This window comes from Streptomyces sp. NPDC041713, from assembly GCF_055591085.1.
Window position 1 is genome coordinate 680,275 of sequence record NZ_JBVIZY010000002.1, and the last position, 20,450, is coordinate 700,724.

The window sequence follows — 20,450 nt, forward strand, 5'->3', positions numbered from 1 at the left end:
TGCCGGACGGGGGCGGTGGGCGGACGCTGACGGGCGGGGGTGGTTCTGGGGTGCGGACGGACGGGGGCGGTGCGACGACGCTGACGGCCGGCGGCAGTGCCGCTGCGGGGACGAGGAGCGGGGGTTCCAGTGCGTCGAGAAACGGCGGCGGTGCCGCTGGGTTGAGGAACAGCGATGGTTCTGGCGCGCTGCGGGACGGAGACGGTGCTGCATTGGTGGGTGACGGCGGTTCCGGTTCGCCGACGAACAGAGGCAGTGCCGCGACGCCGACGAACGGCAGAGGTCCCGGTGCGCTGACGGACGGGGGCGGTGCCGAACCGTCGATGAGGGGCAGCCGTGCCGTGGCGTCGACGAACCGGAGCGGTGCCGCTGCGGCTCCGAGCGGAGACCAAGCCCCTGCGCCGCCGCCTGCGCGCCCAGCTGCTACGTCACCTCAGCGTCCGCCCAACCGCCGCCGCCGCTGAGGTGACGAACTCCCGCCAAGCCGCCGCGCCGGCACCCGCACACCAGGAGAGGGACATGTCCACCAAGCACTCCACGCAGCCCACACCCGCCACGCAGTCCGCGCAGTCCACACCCACCACGCACTCCGCGCAGCCCACCCCTCCCACAGAGCCCACGCCCCCCACACCCCACCCCACCTGGGACGACCTCGTCACAGCCGCCCTACTGGGCACCGACCGACGCCCCCTACCCCCCGGCATCAACCCACCGGAAACGCACGGCACGCCGCCCCCCGAACCCAAGGCACCCGGCGCCCCCAGCGAGCACCACACCCACGGTGAACCCAGTACGCCTCACGCGCCCCACACACCCCACGCACCCCACTCACTCCACCCACCCCACATCCCCCCCAAAGAACCCCCCGCCGCCCTCCTGGACGCGGCAGCCGTGCAGACCGTGCGCCGCAGAGCAGGCCTGCGCCCCGTCCCCGCCGCCCCCCGGCCCGAGCCCGCCACGGACGACCCCAGGCCACCGCTGCCGCCCGAGGCCCGGCGCCGGCTCGCGACACTCCTCACCGACCAGCCCGGCACCCCCGGCGGCGGCCGTAGAGGCGCGGCGCCGGATCTGATGGAGCTCCTCCCCCAGTGGCTGGCCCTCGCCAACTCCCGGGGCTACGGCGCTCCGCCCGAACTGCTGCCCGCCCTCCTGAACGCGGCACGCGGTCGCACGGATCTCCGCCCCCAGGCCCTCACCTTCGCGGGCCCGAGAGCCCTCTGGCTCGCCCGCCTCAACCCGGACTGGAAGTTCGCGCTCCGCTCGGCCCCGGGCGGCGGCATGGCGCTCCCCTCCACCGACGACCCGCACCAGGTCAACCAGCTCTGGGAAGAGGGCCTCTTCGCCGAACGCGTCGCCCTGCTCACGGCCCTGCGCGCACACGACACCCACGCCGCCCGCACCGCCCGCGCGCTGCTCGCCGCCACCTGGTCGACGGAGCGGGCGGAGGACCGTCTGATGTTCCTCGACTCGCTGCGCACCGGCCTGTCCGCCGAGGACGAGCCCTTCCTGGAGCAGGCCCTCACCGACCGGAGCCGCAACGTCCGGGCCACGGCCGCCGAGCTCCTCTCCGCGCTCCCCGACTCGGCGCTCGCCGGCCGGATGTCGGCCCGCGCGGCCTCCTGCGTGGCCCTCGACCACACCTCGGACACCCCGACGCTCACCGTCGAGGCGCCGCACGAGTGCGACGCGAGCATGGAACGGGACGGCGTCGTCCCGAAACCACCCAACGGGCGCGGCGAACGCTCCTGGTGGCTGGGGCAATTGGTGGAGTCGGCCCCGCTCACCACCTGGCAGTCCCGTCTGGGAAACCGCACCCCGGCCCAGATCGTGGCCCTCCCGGTGGCCGACGACTGGCGGAGCGAGCTGCACGCCGCGTGGTGCCGCGCGGCCGTACGGCAGCGGGACGCCCTCTGGTCCAGGGCGCTGCTCGGCACCCCCGCGTCACCCGACGCGGCAGGCCCGGGCTCCGTCTCACTCGCGGAGCGCGCCAAACTTCTCGCCTCGCTGCCCGCCGCCGAGCGGGCGGACTGGGTGGCCGGATTCATCGCGGCCCACGGCCTGTCCGAGGCGTTCCAGTTGCTCGGCGTCTGCGCGGTGCCCTGGGCCGAGCCGCTGGGACGCGCGGTCGTGGACTCCTTGAACATCGCGCGGGACGCGGGCAGTTACCCGTGGAGCTTCAGCGGAGTGATGGGCCTCGCGGAACGCTGCCTGGACCCGGCGGAGGCGATACGCCTGGAAGCGCTCACCGCGGTCCCCGACGAAACGGAGGACGCGTCGCCCGGCGCGGGCGGTTACTGGTCCGAGGCGTTCCAGCGCCTGGTGACGACACTCCGTCTCCGCGAGGCGATACGCACCGAACTCCCCTTGCCAACCCCCGCGATCGGGCCATCGGAAGCCCTTCCGGCCACAGCCCACGGGGAGTTGTCCGCGAACTCTCCCGAGATTGTCCGCGATCTGTAACAGACGGATCCCGGGGCAACCATGTCTCGTCCTGCCAGGTGGTCGTACGGCGACCGGGGACCGGCGAGGGACTGGCGAAAAGGGGCGGACATGGCACGGCACAGCAGCGGGCGCGGCTGGTACGGCAAGCTGATCGGGGCGGCGCTCGGCGTGACGATGCTCGCCACGGGTGCCTCCGTGTGGACCGCCCAGGCCGGCACCTCGCACGACGCGTCACCGGAGGCGAGCGCCTCCGCGCGGCCGGGCAGCGTGAAGCCGGTCTCGACGTCCATCGCGCACGCCTCGGACAAGGGGAAGGGCGGCGTCAACATCACCATCGACGACGGCCCCGACCCCAAGTGGACCCCCCAAGTCCTCGACCTGCTCGCGCAGTACAAGGTGAAGGCCACGTTCTGCATGGTGGGGACGCAGGCGCAGGCCCACCCGGACCTCGTCAAGAAGGTGGTCGCCGCCGGCCACCGGCTGTGCGACCACACGGTGTCCCACAACACCGCCATGGACAAGGACACGCAGGCCTACCAGTCCCAGCAGATACTCGACGCCGAACGCATGATCACCAAGGCGTCCGGGGGCGTACGGCCGATGTACTACCGGGCGCCCGGCGGCGCCTTCACCCCGTACAGCCGCAAGCTCGCCGCCTCACGGGGCATGCGTCCGCTGGGCTGGAACGTGGACACCAAGGACTTCGAGCGGCCGGGCACGGACGCGATCGTCGCCACCGTCGAGCGCGAACTGCCCAACGGCCCGACGCTCCTCTTCCACGACGCGGGCGGCGACCGCACCCAGACCGTAGAGGCCCTGCGCCGCATCCTCCCCCGCCTCAAGGCCCAGGGCCACACCTTCGGCTTCCCGGTCCGCTGACCCACTCAACGCCCCTACATCAGACGCCGCCGAGACGCCTCGACGGCATCCGCGTACGCACGACCACTCACACCGGGGGGTCAGGCGTCCACCGGCCCGCACTCGCGTACGAGACGGGAGGGGACGTGGGGGTATGTGCGCACGGAGCACCGAGCGCACGGTAGCCCTGCCCTTCAAGAGGCGTGGCGAACAGTGGATAGCGAGTACGCACATACCCCCGCGGCCCCGCACCCACAAACGAACCCCAGGCGCAGACGCCCACGCCCCCGCTCAGGCCCCCGCGGCCTGCCGCACATTCCCCCGTACCCACTCCACGATCGACGCGGTCGTGGCCCCCGGCGTGAAGATCGCCGCGACACCCTTCTCCTTGAGCGGCGCGATATCCGCCTCCGGGATGATGCCGCCGCCGAAGACCTTGATGTCCTCCGCGTCCCGTTCCTTCAGAAGCTCCAGAACCCGCGCGAACAACGTGTTGTGCGCACCGGACAGGATGGACAGTCCGATCGCGTCGGCGTCCTCCTGGATCGCGGTGTCCACCACCTGCTCGGGCGTCTGGTGCAGCCCGGTGTAGATGACCTCCATACCGGCGTCACGCAGAGCCCGCGCGATCACCTTGGCCCCCCGATCGTGCCCGTCGAGCCCCGGCTTGGCGACGACCACGCGGATCGGCCCGGCTGCCACACCCATCACTGCCTCCATGTACCGATATCCATCCCGATCACTGCGGACGACCGACAACAGTCACCCGAGCCACCCGATCCTTACCGACGACCGACGACCGACGACAGTCACAGTCTGCGCCGGGCACGGACACCCCGCACCACACCGGCCGGGGAAGTGAACGAACGTTATCTCCAGCATCGCGCAAGCGGCAGTTTCGCGGTGGAGAGGGAGGGGGAAATCACACGAAGGGACACCTTCACCTTCACCGCGCGCGCCCGCCCGCCACCCCGGGGCTCACGCTCCGCGTACGGACCCGCGCGAGGGAAGCCACATCGAGTTCGCCGGACCACCGCGCCACAACCGGCAGCCCCCACCGGCCGCCGCAGCCGCAGCCGCAGCCGCACGGCGCGATGACACCGCGGATCGGCGACGCAACGGCGGCGGTACGGGGGACAGAGCCGTCTCCCGTGCGCCGATCGGGAGGTCGACGATGCCGATCACAGGGGCCCGCCCCTTTCGCCCCCTCGGCACGCTGCTGCCGAAACTCCTCAGCCTCAGCCGCACCGCGCTCCCACCCCTCTCACTCCCGCCCCTCCCCCTCCGACCCTTCCCACTCCCCCGCCTCGCCCGCCTACCCTTCACGCCCTCCACCGCCCTCCTGAAGGCGACGGCCCTGGAGCTGACGATCCTCGCGGGCCACCTCGTCCTCTATCCCTCCGGCATCGCGCAGGAACGCCGCGCCACCCCGGTCCAGCCACCCCCGGACGCCCCCCGCCTCCCGCCGGACGGCAGGCCCCCGGTCCTCCTCCTGCACGGCTTCATCGACAACCGCTCCGTCTTCGTACTGCTCCGTCGCGCGCTGTCACAGCGCGGCGGCCGCCGCGTGGAGTCCCTCAACTACTCCCCGCTGACCTGCGACATCCGCGTCGCGGCGGAACTGCTCGGCCGCCATGTGCAAGAGCTCCGCGAGCGCACGGGACACGACCGGATAGACATCGTCGGCCACAGCCTCGGGGGCCTGATCGCCCGCTACTACGCGCAGCGGCTCGGCGGCGACGCATACGTCCGCACCCTGGTGACGCTCGGCACCCCGCACTCCGGCACCCGCGTCGCGCCGCTCGCCGACGCCCACCCGATCGTCCGTCAGATGCGGCCGGGCTCGCACGTGATCGAGGAGTTGAAGGAGCCGGCGCCGGGCTGTCGCACCCAGTTCGTGAGCTTCTGGAGCGATCTGGACCAGATCATGGTCCCGCTGGAGACGGCGTGCGTCGACCACCCGGACCTCACCGCGCAGAACGTCCGCGTGACCGGAATCGGCCATCTCGCCCTGCCGGTGCACCCGGCGGTCGCGACCGGCATACGTCAGGCGCTCGACCTGGCGAACCCGGGAGCTGACGCACGCAGCGCGGACGGACTCACGGTCGCCTGACCCCAAAAGCCCCGCCCCGAACAGCCACACCCCGTACAACCCCATCCCCAACAACACAGCCCCGAACCGCCCACCCCCACCCCGAACAACGCCTCCCCGAACCGGATCGAGAACGGTTCCAGAGTCAGGTCCAGAACCGGAAACACGCCCTACTGACGCGAAACAACGGCACGTTGACGCGGACCCCACCCCCACGGCCCCCGCGCAACGCCCCGCCGCCCCGAGCTCACACCTTCACCACCCCCGCACCACCACCGCAGCACGCCCTCACCCCCACACACCCCGCCCCCCACCGGCACAAAGTCACCCCACCGCACCCCCGGTCACGCCCCGCACCAGGCCGCGCACCCCACCCCACCCGCGTCGAACGAGCCTCGAACGCAGGGCCAAGGCTGTGCCCACAGTCCACCGAAAGACGGCCGAATGCCCGTTTCCTGCGAGCACGAAACCTGCCGAAGATTGTCGCGCCCGTATACCGCCGGGTACAGTCGCCGCACTGCTCTGCCCCTGCTGCCGAGGCGAAAGAGAAGTTGGTGAACGACCGTCACCCGTCGGGGAGCTCCGCTCCCCCGCCCTCGGCTCCCGGCGCCGACTACGCGCACTACGCGACGTACGGCCAACAGGGCGCCGAGCACGGTGGCTACGGCTACGACGCGTACTCCACCGCCGGCGCCGGATTCGACACCGGGGGCTTCGACACCGGCGGCTACGACACCGGCACCTTCGCCACCGACCCCCTCTTCGGCGACATGCCGGGCACCGGCCACGACACCGGCCAGTGGGCGACCACGACAGCCCCCCAACAGACGCTCACCCACGACGCGTACGCCGCGCAGCACTACGCCGCCACGTACGACACCGGCGGCTACGACACCACCTCGATGTGGTCGACGGGCGGGCACCAGCAGCTCGCCGACATCCCGCCGCAGCCGGGCCCCGACACCACGGCCCAGTGGGACGTCGGTGCCTGGAACCCGGCGCCGCAGCCCGGCCAGTGGGACACGCAGGCCTTCGAGACGGGCGCGTACGACGCGACGACCTGGAACGTCGCGGGCGGCGAGACGCACGGGTCCCCGGAGCCGGAGACCCAGCGGTACGAGGTCACGGACCCGTACGAGATCTCCCCGGAGTCCGCGTACGCCACCGACACCGACCCCGCCACCGATACGGACACCGGCAGCCCCACCGCGTACGAAAACAACGGGACCGACGCCCCCTATGACGCCATAGAACGCTCGGCCACCGCAGACCTCGACAGCGACAGCGACAGCGCCTCACCCGCCACCGCCGCTACCGCCGCCACCACCGACTCCCCCGCCGGCCCCCCGTCTTCCCGCCGCGCCTCCCGCGGCAAGGGCGCCTCCGGTTCGGGGAGTTCGCGGACCCGCCGCCGCAGCCCCGCCAAGCGTTCGGCCCTGCTCACGGTCGCCGTGCCTTCGGTCTGCGTGATGGGAGTGGCCGGTGTGGCCGCCGCCTCCGTGGGCAGCTTCGGCGGGGACGAGGACAGCAAGGAGACGACGGCGTCGGCCCCGGACCCCACGTCCGTGCAGCCCTCCGCCGCCAACAACAAGCTCGACACCCAGCTGGCGAACCTCTCCGCCGACGCGGGCGACTTCGCGGACCGCGCTAGCCGTACGCAGGAGCGCATCGACCTCAAGGCCCAGAAGGTGGCCGCGCAGAAGCAGGCCGCGGCCGAGGCGGCGCGCAAGGAACGGCTGCGCCCCAAGTTCTCCCTGCCGGTGAAGCAGCGCGGGCTGAGCGCGTACTACGGCCAGGCCGGCGTCAACTGGATGTCCGCGCACTCCGGCATCGACTTCCCGGTGTCGTACGGCACCGAGGTGAGCGCCGCGACCGACGGCACCGTCTCCACGAAGTGGAACAGCGCCTACGGCAACATGGCGATCGTGACCGCGAAGGACGGCACGGAGACGTGGTACTGCCACCTCTCCTCGCACAAGATCTCCTCCGGCCCGGTGAAGGCCGGCGAGGTCATCGCCTTCTCCGGCAACTCCGGCAACTCCACCGGCCCGCACCTGCACTTCGAGGTGCGTCCCGGCGGCGGCTCGGCGATCGACCCGCTGCCGTGGCTGCGCAGCCACGACCTCGACCCGACGTAACGCCGGCGGCCGCCGCGGCGATCCCGCCGCGGCCACACAGCACCGCCGCCACGCGCGCGGGCGCGCGCTACAGCTTCTCGACCGGCGCGTACCGCAGCAGCAGCCGCTTCGGCTTGGGCTCGCCGAAGTCGACCGTCGCCTCCGCGTTCGCTCCCGTGCCCTTCACCCCGACGACCGTGCCGAGGCCGAACTGGTCGTGCGTGACCCGGTCGCCGACGGCCAGGGCGACCACCGGCTTCTCCGTGGCGCGGCGGGTGGCGAAGCCCTGTGCGCCGCCGGCCCGCGAGCGCGAGGACGACAGCGACGAGGCGATGCCCCCGGCCGGTCCCGATCCGCCGGAACCGGACGACGCCGGGGCGCCGATGGAGCCCGTCCGCTTCCAGTCCAGATGGGTGTCCGGGATCTCCTCGAGGAAGCGCGACGGCGGGTTGTACGACGGCTGGCCCCAGGCGCTGCGCATCGAGGACCGCGTCAGATAGAGCCGTTCACGCGCGCGCGTGATGCCCACGTACGCGAGACGGCGCTCCTCCTCCAGCTCCTTGACCTGCCCGAGGGAGCGCATGTGCGGGAACACGCCGTCCTCCATGCCGGTCAGGAAGACCACGGGGAACTCGAGGCCCTTGGCGGTGTGCAGCGTCATCAGGGTGATGACTCCGGATCCGTCGTCCTCCTCGTCGGGGATCTGGTCGGAGTCGGCGACCAGGGCGACGCGCTCCAGGAAGTCGGAGAGCGTCCCGGCCGGAGCGGCGGCGGCCCCCTCGTCACCCTCGGCCTGGTCACCTTCCGCCGTGCCTGCACCCTCGGCCTGGGTGTCGCCCTGCTGCCCCGCCTGGCTGTTGTCCTGCTCGAACTCCAGGGCTACCGCGGCGAGTTCCTGGAGGTTCTCGATGCGCGTCTCGTCCTGCGGGTCGGTCGAAGCCTGCAACTCGGCGAGGTAGCCGGTGCGTTCGAGGACGGCTTCCAGGACGACGGCCGGGCCCGCGCCGGACTCGACGATCGTCCGCAGCTCCTCCATGAGCGTGTTGAACCGCTTGACGGCGTTGACCGAGCGGGCCGCCATGCCGTACGCCTCGTCGACGCGGCGCAGCGCCTGCGGGAAGGAGATCTTCTCGCGCTGCGAGAGCGCGTCGATCATCGCCTCGGCGCGGTCGCCGATGCCCCGCTTGGGCACGTTGAGGATGCGGCGCAGCGGGACCGCGTCCTCGGGATTGGCGAGAACGCGCAGGTAGGCCAGCACATCGCGGACCTCCTTGCGCTCGTAGAAGCGGACGCCGCCGACGACCTTGTAGGGCAGGCCGACGCGGATGAAGATCTCTTCGAAGACACGGGACTGGGCGTTCGTCCGGTAGAAGATCGCCACGTCGCCGGCCTTGGCGTCACCCGCGTCCGTGAGGCGGTCGATCTCGTCGGCGACGAACTGTGCCTCGTCGTGCTCGGTGTCGGCGACGTACCCGGTGATGCGCGCGCCCGCGCCCTGGTTGGTCCACAGGTTCTTCGGGCGGCGGCTTTCGTTCCGCTCGATGACCGCGTTCGCGGCGGTGAGGATCGTCTGCGTGGAGCGGTAGTTCTGCTCCAGGAGGATCGTCGTCGCGTCGGTGTAGTCCTCCTCGAACTGGAGGATGTTGCGGATCGTGGCGCCGCGGAAGGCGTAGATCGACTGGTCGGCGTCGCCCACCACGCACAGCTCGGCGGGGTCGTCGCCCTCGCCCCCGGAGGGGCCGACCAGCTCGCGCACCAGCGCGTACTGCGCGTGGTTGGTGTCCTGGTACTCGTCGACCATGACGTGCCGGAAGCGGCGGCGGTAGTGCTCGGCGACGTCCGGGAAGGCGCGGAGCAGGTGGACCGTCGTCATGATCAGGTCGTCGAAGTCCAGCGCGTTCGCCTCGCGGAGGCGCGACTGGTACATCGCGTAGGCCTGGGCGAGGGTCTTCTCGAAGCCGTCGGCCGCCTGGCCCGCGAAGTCCTCCTCGTCGATCAGCTCGTTCTTCAGGTTGGAGATCTTGGCGCTGAAGGACTTCGGCGGGAACTTCTTCGGGTCGAGGTCCAGGTCACGGCAGACCAGGGCCATCAGACGCTTGGAGTCCGCGGCGTCGTAGATCGAGAAGGAGGAGGTGAAGCCCAGCTTCTTGTACTCGCGGCGCAGGATGCGGACGCAGGCGCTGTGGAAGGTCGACACCCACATCGCGTTCGCCCGCGGGCCCACGAGCTGCTCGACGCGCTCCTTCATCTCGCCCGCGGCCTTGTTCGTGAAGGTGATCGCGAGGATCTGGCCGGGGTGCACACCGCGCTCGGCGAGCAGATACGCGATGCGGTGGGTCAGCACGCGGGTCTTGCCGGAGCCGGCGCCGGCGACGATGAGCAGCGGGGCGCCGGCGTGCACGACGGCCGCGCGCTGGTTCTCGTTCAGCCCCTCCAGGAGCGACGCCGGGTCGATGACCGGGCGGGGGGCGCCGTCGCGGTAGTGCGTCTCCCGGGTCATGGGCGCGTCGAACTTCCCGTCGAACAGGTCATCCGGAATGGGCTCCGGAGCGCTGTCCTCGGGCGGCGGCGGGGGCGCTTCGTCCGTGGCCCGGGAGGGCTGCAGGTCCGCCAGGAAGCTGTCATCAAAGAGGCTGCTCATCGCCTCCCGAGTCTAGGCGGCCCCACTGACAACCCGCTGCGGGTTCCGGTCACCTCACATCCGGCCGCCCCGCCCGGCCGGCTGCGCCCGGCTACCCCACGCCCGCGGACGATCACCCTCCGCATTTGCCGGTGCGTACCATTCCGATGTTCGCACCGGGCCCCTCGCAAAGTCACGAAAATGTATCGGGCATAACGAACATCAACCTTCACACGGGCCACACGAGTTGGCTAGCGTGCTCCGCGGGCCTCTCGTCCCCCACCGGCGAACCCCGCCGGGAACGGGTGGCCTCCGCCGAGTCCGACGTGCTCGGAGCCGGGGACCCACCGAAAAACTTGGGGTGAATCGGTCCCGTACGTAGTACGGGACCGTAGGGCAACCTTCCGGACCAGCCGCCCGAACCCGACAGCTAACCCGGTAGGCGGTCTACGGAAGGAGTCGCCTCCCTTGGCGTCGCACCGCAAGCCGCGGACCCGGGCATCCGCACTCCGCACGACCCCCGCCCTCGGCATCACGACGGCGGCCCTCACCTCCGTCGCCCTCCTGTCGCAGAGCGCGCAGGCAGCGCCCTCCACACCGGCGAAGCCCAGCCTCGAAGAGGTCCAGAAGAAGGTCGACGAGCTCTACCAGCAGGCCGGCGTGGCCACCCAGAAGTACAACGCGGCCAAGGAGCGCTCCGACAAGCAGCGCAAGAAGGTCGACCGCCTGCTCGACGACGTGGCCGCGCGCGCCGACAAGCTGAACGACGCCCGCAAGGAACTCGGCTCGTTCGCCGCCGCGCAGTACCGCACCGGTGCCGTCTCCGAGACGGCGACGATGATGCTCGCCGACGACCCACAGGGCTACTTCGACCAGAACCACCTCACGGACCGGCTGACCACGCGCCAGAAGAAGGCGGTCGACGCGTACGAGGCGGAGCAGGCGTCGGCGACCAAGCAGCGCACGAAGGCCGCGACGAGCCTGAAGACCCTGAGCGACGCGCGGGAGGACCTCAAGACGAGCAAACAGACCGTCCAGCGGAAGCTGGGCCACGCGCGCGAGCTCCTCTCGAAGCTCACCGCCCAGGAGAAGGCGCGACTGGCGGAGATCGAGCGGCAGAAGAAGCAGGAGGCCAAGCGCAAGGCCGAGAAGCTGGCCCGCGAGCAGGCCGCGGAGGCGGAGCGCAAGCGCAAGGCGGAGGAGGCCGCGCAGCGGAAGAAGGAGCAGGAGAAGGGTGATTCCGGTTCCGGCTCCGGATCGGGGTCGGGGTCGGGGTCGGGTTCAGGCACCGGTGCGGGCTCGGATGCCGGTACGGGGTCCGGTACGGGATCCGGTACGGGATCCGGGAGCACGGACGGCAGCTACGCCACGAAGGCCGCGAAGGTCATCGACTTCGCTCGGGCACAGATCGGCAAGCCGTACGTGTGGGGCGCCACCGGACCCGACTCCTACGACTGCTCCGGCCTCACGCAGGACGCCTGGAAGGCCGCGGGGATCTCCCTGCCGCGCACCACGTGGGACCAGGTGAAGGTCGGCACGACCGTGAAGACCGCCGACGCCAAACCCGGTGACCTGGTGTTCTTCTACGACGACATCAGCCACGTCGGGATCTACATCGGCAACGGCAAGATGATCCACGCCCCGAAGCCGGGCGCGAACGTCCGCGTCGAGTCGATCTACTACATGCCCATCCACAGTGTGGTGCGCCCCGCGTAACCGCACCCCCACGCGCGTGTGGCCCGCATCCCGGGGGGATGCGGGCCACACGTACGTGACGGCTGGAGGGCCGGCTCTCAGGTCCAGAGCACCGCGATGAAGATGTTCGTCACGGTCAGCAGGCCGACCGCGCCGAACAGCGGCTTCTCGATCTTCTCCTCGTCCCGCTTCACGTAGACCAGCGCGAGGATCACGATCAGCAGGGCCAGCTTGATGCCGATCTTGAGGTTGTTGACCGCGTTGTCGTCCGCCTGGTTGAGGCCCACCAGGACCACACCGGTGACGAGCATCACGAGCGCGCCGTGCAGCATCGCGGGGCTGAAACGGGCGGCACCCTGGCCCATCTGCTTCATCTGGGTGAGGAAACCGCCCAGGAGCGAAGCGATGCCGATGATGTGCAGGCCGACGAAGAGATGGATGAGTAGGTCCATGGGGCCGGAGCCTAGCCCGGTCGCCCACCGCTCCGGCAGCCACCCCCGTACCACCGCTCCCTCGCGGACGCGGCGCAATCGAGCCATCGGTCACAGCCGCGTTCGAAGCAGGCGCCCGTGACCGGTCGACCCGGTCAAGGTCGGTCATTCAGGCACTCACTTCCGTCGGTTCCGCACAATCCGTCACCAACCCGTGACGGTCAGGTTTAGCGTCCTCCACCAGGTGACCGGCTCCCCGTCGCCGTCCGGACCGGGCGGCTCGTCGGACACCACCGCCGAGAAACCCGGCGGCGGCCCGCTCCCCCTGTGGCGGGCCGCCGCCGGACAGGTAAGGAGCCCTCTTCGTGGCAGCGCACCGCAAGCCCCGCCCGCGCTCGCTCAGCGGCAGCACGTTCCGCACCGCTCTCACCCTCGCCCTGGCGGGAGCCGCGTCGGCGACCGCGTTCGACGGCGTCGGGCACGCCGATCCACCGCTCGGCCCCACCGAGGTGAAGGCCAAGGTCGACGCGCTCTACCGCGAGGCGGAGACGGCCACCGAGAAGTACAACGGCGCGAAGGAGAAGGCCGAGAAAGCCGAAAAGTCGCTGACCGCACTGCGCGACGAGGCGGCCCGCAGGACGGAGAAGCTCAACTCCGCCCGCGACACCCTGGGTTCGTACGCCACCGCGCAGTACCGCGCGGGCGGCATCGACCCCGCCGTACAGCTCGCCCTCTCCTCCGACCCCGAGCAGTTCCTGGACCGTGCGGCGCGCGCCGACCGGGCCGGCGGCCGACAGGCCGTGGCCGTGCGGGACGTCCGCAAGCAGCTCCGCGGAGTGGAACAGCTGCGCGACACAGCCGACGACCGGCTCGCCACCCTCCGGGCCCGCCAGGCGGAGCTGCGCAAGCACAAGAAGACGGTCACCGAGAAGCTCGGCGAAGCCAGACGGCTGCTGTCCCGGCTCACGGCCCACCAGCGCGCGGAACTCGCCGCCCCGACGAGCGAACGCGCCACCCGCACCCACACCCGCGACGCCTCCCCGCGCACCGCCAAGGCCCCCACCACCCGTGCCGCGTCCGCTGTCTCCTACGCGTACAAGGCGCTCGGCAGCCCGTACGTGTGGGGCGCCACCGGCCCGAACGCCTTCGACTGCTCGGGCCTCACGCAGGCCGCGTACCGCGCGGCGGGCGTCTCCCTGCCTCGCACCACCTATGCCCAGATCAACGCCGGCCGACGGGTCACCCGCTCCGAACTCCGCCCCGGCGACCTGGTGTTCTTCTACCCCGGCATCAGCCACGTCGGCCTCTACGTGGGCCACGGCCAGATGATCCACGCCCCGAACCCGAGCGCCCCGGTACGGCTCGCACCGATCGACCAGATGCCGTTCGCGGGCGCGACCCGCGTGGCGTGAGACGGCCCGCGCGCCCCGCGCGGCGTGAAACGGCTCGCGTGGGGCGAGCCGGTGCCTGAGCCGGTGCACCGACTCAGACGTGATCACCCGCACCGTCACACGTGACCCCGTGACCCCGTGACCCCGTGATCCCATGCGCCGTCACCCGTTACTGTCACGTCCATGCCTAGCCGTACGCTGCCGCCCCCTCCACCCCCCGTGTATCTGCGCACCTGGCCGGACCGGCAGACACTGCTCACCGACCGCGGCATGGCCCTGGAGGAGCTGCACAGGCGCCACTTGGGTGTGGGCCGGCTCCTGCTGCTGTGGCTCTGCGGCCTCGGCGGCGCCATCGGCTGGGCGCTGCTGGTCCAGCCGATCCAGATGCTCGCGGACAGGGACTCCTCCGGCTTCATCCTGGGCCCCGTTTTCGGGGTCCTCGGCCTGGCGGTGCTCGCGCCCTCCGTGATCGGTGTCGTGTTCGCGATACGGCACGACCGACGCATCCGTCAGCTGTCCGCCGCCTGGCTCGCGTTGGACCACCACCCGGCGTCCGACGCCCGGCTGCGCTCCCCCGCCCTCAGCCTCCTCTGGCTCCTGTCGTCCCTCGCCGTCTGCACGCTCGGCCTGTGGGCGTCCTTCGCCGCCGCCGCGTACGCCGAACCGGGCCGCGACACCTACGCCGACGTCGTCCAGGGCATGGGCGTCGGCCTCATCGTGTGGCTGACCGGCCTCCTCGGCGCCGCGAAGGCCGTCGGCCACTACCGGTGGGCGGTACGGATGCTGACCCCGACCCTGACCCCGACCCCGGCCGCACCCTGACCCCGGCCGCGCCCTGACCACGGCGGCCGACCGTCAGACCAGCCGCCGTGCCGTCGCCCACCGCGTCAGCTCGTGACGGTTGGACAGCTGCAACTTCCGCAAGACCGCCGACACATGCGACTCGACCGTCTTCACGGAGATGAAGAGCTGCTTGGCGATCTCCTTGTACGCGTACCCGCGCGCGATGAGCCGCAGCACCTCCCGCTCGCGCTGGGTGAGGCGGTCCAGGTCCTCGTCGACCGGAGGCGCGTCGGTGGAGGCGAAGGCGTCCAGGACGAAGCCGGCCAGGCGCGGCGAGAACACCGCGTCACCGTCCTGCACGCGGAAGATGGAGTCGACCAAGTCCGTGCCGGTGATCGTCTTGGTGACATAACCGCGGGCGCCGCCCCGGATGACACCGATGACGTCCTCGGCGGCGTCGGAGACGGACAGCGCGAGGAAGCGCACCGGGTTCCCCGCGTCGGCCATCAACGGCGCGCAACGGCGCAGGACTTCCACCCCTCCGCCGCCCGGAAGGTGCACGTCCAGCAGGACGACCTCCGGTCGGGTGGCCGTGATGACCGTGACCGCCTGGTCGACGTCGGGGGCCTCGCCGACCACCTCGACGCCGGTGATGTCGGTCCGGCCGATCTCGGCCTGCACCCCGGTGCGGAACATCCGGTGGTCGTCGACCAGGACGACCCGCACACGACGCCCGTCCGCACCGCCGCCCTCGTCCGATCCGGCTGGCTCCGTGGGCCCGTTGACCCCGGTCGCGTCGCTCATGTCGTCGCCGTCCTCTCCATCTCCAGCTCGACTTCCGTACCGCCGCCGGGCACCGCGCGCAGTCGCGCCGTGCCGCCGTTGCGCTGCATGCGGCCGATGATCGATTCTCGTACGCCCATGCGGTCGTCGGGCACGGAGTCCAGGTCGAATCCGGGGCCGCGGTCCCGGACGGACACGAACACCGTCTCGCCCTCGACTTCGGCGAAGACCTGCACCGCGCCGCCCTCGCCACCGTACTTGGCGGCGTTCACCATCGCTTCCCTCGCGGCCTGCATCTGCGCGGTCAGCCGCTCGTCGAGCGGGCAGTCGCCGACCACGACGACCTCGATGGGGACGCCGTGCTTGTCCTCGACCTCGGCGGCGCTGCGGCGGACCGCTTCGGCGAGCGTGTCGGGTTCCTCGTCCTCGTCCTTGCCGGTGCCCTCCGGTTTGTAGAGCCAGGCCCGCAGGTCGCGCTCCTGGGCGCGGGCGAGGCGGCGCACCTCGCTCGCGCTCTCCGCGTTGCGCTGGATCAGGGTCAGGGTGTGCAGCACGGAGTCGTGCACATGGGCGGCGACCTCGGCTCGCTCCTGGGCACGGATGCGCATCAGGCGCTCCTCGGAGAGGTCCTGCATCATGCGGACGAGGTAGGGGCCGGCGAGCAGTGCGACGCCGACCAGCACGGCGAGGGAGGCCTGCAGGACGGCGCCGAGGTGGGCGGCGGAGCCCTGGAGCACGAAGATGCCGGAGACGCCCGCGCCGACGAGCAGCACTCCGGCCGCGGATCGGGCGATCGTGAGGGTGCGCCGGCGGCGTCCGACGGCCATCCAGCGGGCCCGGCGGGCGTTGTCGGCCTGCCGCCAGACGAGGGCGACACCGGCGGCGACGAGCAGGGTCGGGACGACGTACGCCTGGGTCGAGCCGTCCAGGTCCACGTTGCCCACGAAGACCATGGCGACGACGACCATCGCGAGGAGCGCGACGAGCTGCCCCTTGTCGGGCTTGCGGGCCACGAGTCTGCGGCGGCCGTCCGGCGCCGTCTCGGCGGTGACGGCGGCCGGTGGGCGCTCGGAGTCCACGCCGCCCACGCCGAGCGGGACGAAGAACCAGAACGCGGCGTACAGCAGGGCGCCGAGGCCGTCCGCCGTGAAGAGTCCGACGAAGATCAGCCGGACCCAGACCACGGGCAGTCCGATGTGCCCCGCCAGACCGCGCGCGACCCCACCCAGCCAGCGCCCGTCGCCGCTGCGGTAGAGCTTGCGCAGCGGTCGGACGTCGTCGAGGGGTGGTGCAGCGGCTTCCGGCATGTCATCGATGTTCACACGGGGGGACGAGAACGGGCATCAGGGTCGATCCCCGAGACTTCCCTGATCTCGGACCCCGGCCCGGCCCTGTCAGGGGTGTGCCCCTGGGCGTCTCAGGGGCGATATCAGGGTTCGTCCAGGGTCGTCCCGACTGCCGCGGCGGGCCCGCGGCCGTCACCATGGACGCATGACAGATCAGCAGCCCGCCGACACGGCGACCGAGGCCGCCCTCCGCGATGCCGTGCGCGCCGCGCAGGGCAGGCCGGGCGGTCCCGCGGGCAGTCACGCGGCGGCCCCACCGGCGCCGGAGCGGAAGTTCCGTCGCGACCGCGGGCAGAAGAAGATCGGCGGCGTGTGCGCCGGGCTCGGCCGGCTGTGCGACATGGACCCGGTGATCTTCCGCATCGGCCTCGCCGTGCTCGCGATCACGAGCGGTCTCGGCCTGGTCTTCTACGGCTTCGCGTGGCTCTTCGTGCCGTACGAGGACGAGGAGGAGAACGAGGCGCGCAGGCTCCTCTCCGGCCGGGTCGACGGCCAGGCCCTCACCGCCGTGCTCTTCGCACTCGTCGGCTGCGGCGTCTTCCTCACCCTGTTGCGGAACGGCGGGGCGCTCACCTTCGCCGCGGTCCTCGCCCTGCTCCTCGCGGGCGCGGGGTATTGGTCGCGGCAGCGCGACACCCTCGACACCGACCCGGTGGCGGCACAGGCCGCGGCGGACGCCCCGCCCGAGGCGCAGGCCCCGCCGGTCGCCGGTGGCCCGTCGTGGTGGCGCGACCCGATCGTCAAGGACGGCACGCACGAGGGCATGACGGGCTATTTCTGGGGTCCCCCGGGCATGGAGGGCCTCGACATCGAGTATCAGGTGGTGGGGCACCGAGGACCGCTCCGCAGAGCCACCAGGACCGCTCCCGCTCCCCCGCCGAAGCCTCGCGGGCCGCGCTGGATCGGCGGCTGGGTGTTCCTCCTCGCCCTGCTCGCGGGGGGTCTGGGCACCGGTCTGACCTGGCAGGAGCAGCCGCTCGGCACCACGCTGCAGACCGGCCTCGCGTGTGCCCTGGCGGTGCTCGGTCTCGGCATCGCGATCAGCGCCTTCCTCGGGCGCACGGGGGCGGGATCGATCGTGCTCGCGGTGCTCGTGGCCGGCCTGCTGGCGGGCGCGGCGGCCCTGCCGAAGAACATCACCACGCACTACGCCCGCACGGACTGGATACCCGTCGCGGCGGCGGACGTCCGGCCCCGGTACGAGGTGGGGCTCGGCACGGGCACGCTCGATCTGCGCAAGGTCGAGATCGGCAAGGGCAAGTCCCTGACGACCGGTGCCGAGGTGGGCGTGGGCGACCTCCGGGTGATCGTGCCGAAGGACGCCACGGTGCGGCTGAACGCGGAAGTGGGCCTCGGCGACATCGTGTTGCCGCAGGACGAGGGCAAGGACCTGGACATCGCGCCGGGCCGCGAGAAGAACGTGACGCTGGAGCCGCCCGCGGGCGCCAAGGACGGCGGCACGATCGATCTGCACCTCGAAGTGGGCGTCGGACAAGCGAAGGTGACCCGTGCTACGTCATGAATTCCACCCCGGCAAGTTGGTGGCGGGCCTCGTCCTGCTGACGGTCGCCACCGTGTACGCGGGCGACGCGGGCGGTGCGTGGGACGCACCGTGGTTCGTCGCGCTGCCGCTCGTGATGGCGGGCCTGTTCCTCGCGGGCGTGGCGGCGGCGATCCATGGCATACGCCCGAGAGGTACCCGTCCGGGCGGACGCTCCCGGGATGCCTCGGCGGCGCCGGACCGGCCCTAGCTAGGGCCCGTTTCGGCGGCGGGCGGCGAGCAGGGCGTCCACGGACCAGACCGCGGCACCGGCGAGCACCAGAGGCAGCCAGGCCATCAGGTACGCGAGGTCGTTGCCGTAGTAGTAGGGCTCCTCGTTCCAGCTCACGGTCAGCCAGAGGCTGAGCGAGATGAGGGCGCCGCCGAGCGCGGCGAGGCGGGCGAAGAGGCCGATCAGTGTGCCGATGCCGACGGCCAGTTCGCCGAGGGCGATGGCGTAGCCGAACCCGACGGGGCTCTTGAGGGACAGGTCGACGAGTGCGGGGATGGCGGAGATGTCGCGCACGCCCTCCATCTGGGCGCCGATCGAGCCCGCGCCGTCGGACTGCATGAAGGTGCTGTCGGTGAGCTTGTCCAGGCCGGCGTAGATGAAGGTGACGCCGAGGAAGATCCGTAGGGGCAGCAGGGCGTAACGGGAGGCGGACTGCCGCCAGTCGTCGCGCCTGACGTGGCTGGTGTGGTGGGTGGGGCTGTCGGCCCGGATGCCGTGCGTCATGGCACTCCGCCTCTCGCGTGGTCCCGTCTTTTGACCATACGTACGCGGCAGGCCCGCTGCTCACCTACGGGCGGTGGATTCCTCGGCGACGTTCCGAAGAGCCCGCGCTCGTGTGCGGGCCGAGCAGCTCGGTGATCCCGGGCTTCGGTGGGGGGAGGTCAGTCCATGACGTCGATGGTGACGCGGTTCGTCTCGACGCCCGCGGCCGTGACGACCTGGACGTCGACGCGGCCGGGTTCGACGTCGACCGGGACGGGGACGGTCAGGACGGTGTCGCTGGGGTTGGTGAAGCCGCCGGGGACCGGCACGAGGGGCACGTGGACGTGCACGGCGCCGATGCGAACGACCGTGCGGGAGAGTCGGTCCGCCTCTCCGGCGCCGGGTGGGACGAAGCCGGCGCCGCGGATCTCGATGTCGTCGCCCGTGCGGATGGGGGCGTCGAGGTCACCGGCCTCCCGGGCGCGGACGACGGAGAGGATCACGGGGCGTCCGCCCTCGGCGTACTTCCCGGCCAGATATGTCGCGGCCGACACCAGGACGAGCACGGCGAGTCCCCAGGGCAGTTCCGGCAGTTGCTCGGGGCGCCGCGCGAGGCGCACCGCGGCGAAGACGGCGGCGACGGCGCCGACCAGGACGTACTGCGCGTCGGCGAAGCTGCCGCGGCCCGCGTCGTCGGTGAGCGGGTCGGCGGCCCGTGGGCGGTCCGCGCGCACCTTCTGCAGGCGTTGGCCGAGCACCCGCAGGCCGACGACCCTGCGCACCAGCACGGCCACCGCGCACACCACGGCGAGGACGGTCACCGTGGCGGCGGCGCGGGCGAGTTCGAGGCCGTCGATCAGCGCGTCGCGCTCCCGGTGGTCGGAGGCGGCGGCCAGTTCGCCCGCGAGGACGAGGACCGCGAAGACGACGAGGAGCACCCAGCCCGCGGCCACGGTGCGCGAGGTGGAGAGCCGGTTGTCCTCGCCGATGACCGGCGCGAGGACGCCGCCGCGCGCCCGGTGGGCGTACGCCGCGGCGCTCAGCAGTCCGCCCACGACCAGGGCGGCCAGGAGCCCGGCCGTGCGCGCGGACGTCCAGCCCGCGCCGATCGCGGTGAGCGCCTGGACCAGGAGCAGCACGCCGCAGCCGCCCCAGACCACAGCGAGCGTGCGGGTCCACAGCCGGCGCAGCCAGGCCTCGCCCTCCGCCCGGCCGCGCTCGGCGACGTCGTGCGCGGACTGCGTCAGCTCGTCCGACACCCACTGCCGTGAGGCGCCCGCCGAGTGGGCGACGGCCGCGGGGAGTCCCTGTCCGGCCGCGAGTTCCTCGCGTTTGGCGAGGAACGCGGCCACGGCGCGCCGGTGCCCCTCGCGCGCCCCGTGCGGACAACCGCCGCATGTGCAGCCGCCCCCGTGCGCGCCCTGCTCCGCCTCCTGCACCGCCACCGCGTACGCCGCCTTCCCCACCCTCGAAGCCCCTGGGGCTTCCCGCGAACTTCCTTGCAGAGGAGGCGAATTGTGCCGTACTGAAAGGCGAACGAATCCCCGGGGTCAGGTCAGCGAGGGTGAAAGGTGCGGCCCGGCCTTGACGGCCGGGCCCGTCCACCGGTCGGCGGGTGCGGAGAAGCCCCGGTCAAC

At 71.9% G+C, this 20,450-nt stretch carries 16 protein-coding genes and 1 riboswitch; of the genes, 9 read left to right on the forward strand and 7 right to left on the reverse strand.

Going from position 1 to position 20,450, the window contains the following annotated elements; all coding sequences use genetic code 11:
• Positions 1-519 precede the first annotated feature (519 nt).
• The gene (locus tag ACZ6CV_RS07910; RefSeq protein ID WP_469250057.1) at positions 520-2,460 is read left to right on the forward strand and encodes a DUF5691 domain-containing protein; all 1,941 of its coding nucleotides are present in this window, start codon (positions 520-522) and stop codon (positions 2,458-2,460) included.
• Between the two features lie 90 nt (positions 2,461-2,550).
• Positions 2,551-3,321 carry a polysaccharide deacetylase family protein gene (locus ACZ6CV_RS07915; RefSeq protein ID WP_469250058.1) on the forward strand — a complete coding sequence of 257 codons (771 nt, stop codon included), beginning with the start codon at positions 2,551-2,553 and terminating at the stop codon, positions 3,319-3,321.
• Between the two features lie 270 nt (positions 3,322-3,591).
• Here ACZ6CV_RS07915 and ACZ6CV_RS07920 read toward each other — a convergent pair whose 3' ends face one another.
• Entirely contained in the window at positions 3,592-4,008 is a 417-nt protein-coding gene (locus tag ACZ6CV_RS07920) for a cobalamin B12-binding domain-containing protein (protein WP_355804221.1), read from the reverse strand.
• 466 nt (positions 4,009-4,474) lie between these two features.
• On the opposite strand from ACZ6CV_RS07920, the gene ACZ6CV_RS07925 reads away from it, so the two are divergent.
• The gene (locus ACZ6CV_RS07925) at positions 4,475-5,413 is read left to right on the forward strand and encodes an esterase/lipase family protein (protein WP_469250059.1); all 939 of its coding nucleotides are present in this window, start codon (positions 4,475-4,477) and stop codon (positions 5,411-5,413) included.
• A gap of 533 nt (positions 5,414-5,946) precedes the next feature.
• The gene (locus ACZ6CV_RS07930; RefSeq protein WP_469250060.1) at positions 5,947-7,530 is read left to right on the forward strand and encodes a M23 family metallopeptidase; all 1,584 of its coding nucleotides are present in this window, start codon (positions 5,947-5,949) and stop codon (positions 7,528-7,530) included.
• A gap of 67 nt (positions 7,531-7,597) precedes the next feature.
• Here ACZ6CV_RS07930 and pcrA read toward each other — a convergent pair whose 3' ends face one another.
• Positions 7,598-10,150, reverse strand: coding sequence for a DNA helicase PcrA (gene pcrA, locus ACZ6CV_RS07935; RefSeq protein WP_469250061.1), 2,553 nt, complete (start codon positions 10,148-10,150; stop codon positions 7,598-7,600).
• Positions 10,151-10,432: 282 nt separating this feature from the next.
• Positions 10,433-10,589, forward strand: a riboswitch (cyclic di-AMP (ydaO/yuaA leader).
• Positions 10,590-10,597: 8 nt separating this feature from the next.
• Between pcrA and ACZ6CV_RS07940 the strand changes: the two genes are divergently transcribed.
• Positions 10,598-11,845, forward strand: a complete 1,248-nt coding sequence (locus tag ACZ6CV_RS07940; RefSeq protein WP_469250062.1) for a C40 family peptidase — start codon at positions 10,598-10,600, stop codon at positions 11,843-11,845.
• A gap of 77 nt (positions 11,846-11,922) precedes the next feature.
• On the opposite strand, the gene ACZ6CV_RS07945 is transcribed toward ACZ6CV_RS07940, so the two are convergent.
• Complete coding sequence (locus ACZ6CV_RS07945) at positions 11,923-12,276, reverse strand: hypothetical protein (protein ID WP_469250063.1); 354 nt, start codon at positions 12,274-12,276, stop codon at positions 11,923-11,925.
• 344 nt (positions 12,277-12,620) lie between these two features.
• Between ACZ6CV_RS07945 and ACZ6CV_RS07950 the strand changes: the two genes are divergently transcribed.
• A complete protein-coding gene (locus ACZ6CV_RS07950) occupies positions 12,621-13,667 on the forward strand; it encodes a C40 family peptidase (protein ID WP_469250064.1) in 1,047 nt (348 codons plus the stop codon).
• Positions 13,668-13,829: 162 nt separating this feature from the next.
• Positions 13,830-14,468 carry a hypothetical protein gene (locus tag ACZ6CV_RS07955; protein ID WP_469250065.1) on the forward strand — a complete coding sequence of 213 codons (639 nt, stop codon included), beginning with the start codon at positions 13,830-13,832 and terminating at the stop codon, positions 14,466-14,468.
• A gap of 33 nt (positions 14,469-14,501) precedes the next feature.
• Here ACZ6CV_RS07955 and ACZ6CV_RS07960 read toward each other — a convergent pair whose 3' ends face one another.
• Both ACZ6CV_RS07960 and ACZ6CV_RS07965 read right to left on the reverse strand, forming a co-directional pair.
• Positions 14,502-15,233 carry a LuxR C-terminal-related transcriptional regulator gene (locus ACZ6CV_RS07960; protein ID WP_469250066.1) on the reverse strand — a complete coding sequence of 244 codons (732 nt, stop codon included), beginning with the start codon at positions 15,231-15,233 and terminating at the stop codon, positions 14,502-14,504.
• The gene (locus ACZ6CV_RS07965; protein WP_469250067.1) at positions 15,230-16,519 is read right to left on the reverse strand and encodes a PspC domain-containing protein; all 1,290 of its coding nucleotides are present in this window, start codon (positions 16,517-16,519) and stop codon (positions 15,230-15,232) included. The genes ACZ6CV_RS07960 and ACZ6CV_RS07965 overlap by 4 nt, the downstream gene beginning before the upstream one ends.
• Positions 16,520-16,703: 184 nt before the next feature.
• On the opposite strand from ACZ6CV_RS07965, the gene ACZ6CV_RS07970 reads away from it, so the two are divergent.
• Positions 16,704-18,080 carry a PspC domain-containing protein gene (locus ACZ6CV_RS07970; protein WP_469250068.1) on the forward strand — a complete coding sequence of 459 codons (1,377 nt, stop codon included), beginning with the start codon at positions 16,704-16,706 and terminating at the stop codon, positions 18,078-18,080.
• Positions 18,067-18,309 (forward strand): hypothetical protein, encoded by a 243-nt coding sequence (locus ACZ6CV_RS07975; protein WP_469250069.1) that lies wholly within the window; start codon positions 18,067-18,069, stop codon positions 18,307-18,309. Before ACZ6CV_RS07970 ends, ACZ6CV_RS07975 begins: the two co-directional genes overlap by 14 nt.
• On the opposite strand, the gene ACZ6CV_RS07980 is transcribed toward ACZ6CV_RS07975, so the two are convergent.
• Together ACZ6CV_RS07980 and ACZ6CV_RS07985 are read right to left on the reverse strand one after the other, a co-directional pair.
• Complete coding sequence (locus ACZ6CV_RS07980; protein WP_469250070.1) at positions 18,310-18,834, reverse strand: DoxX family protein; 525 nt, start codon at positions 18,832-18,834, stop codon at positions 18,310-18,312.
• A gap of 158 nt (positions 18,835-18,992) precedes the next feature.
• On the reverse strand, positions 18,993-20,258 hold the full coding sequence (locus tag ACZ6CV_RS07985; RefSeq protein WP_469250309.1) for a hypothetical protein: 1,266 nt from the start codon (positions 20,256-20,258) through the stop codon (positions 18,993-18,995).
• Between the last annotated feature and the right edge of the window lie 192 nt (positions 20,259-20,450).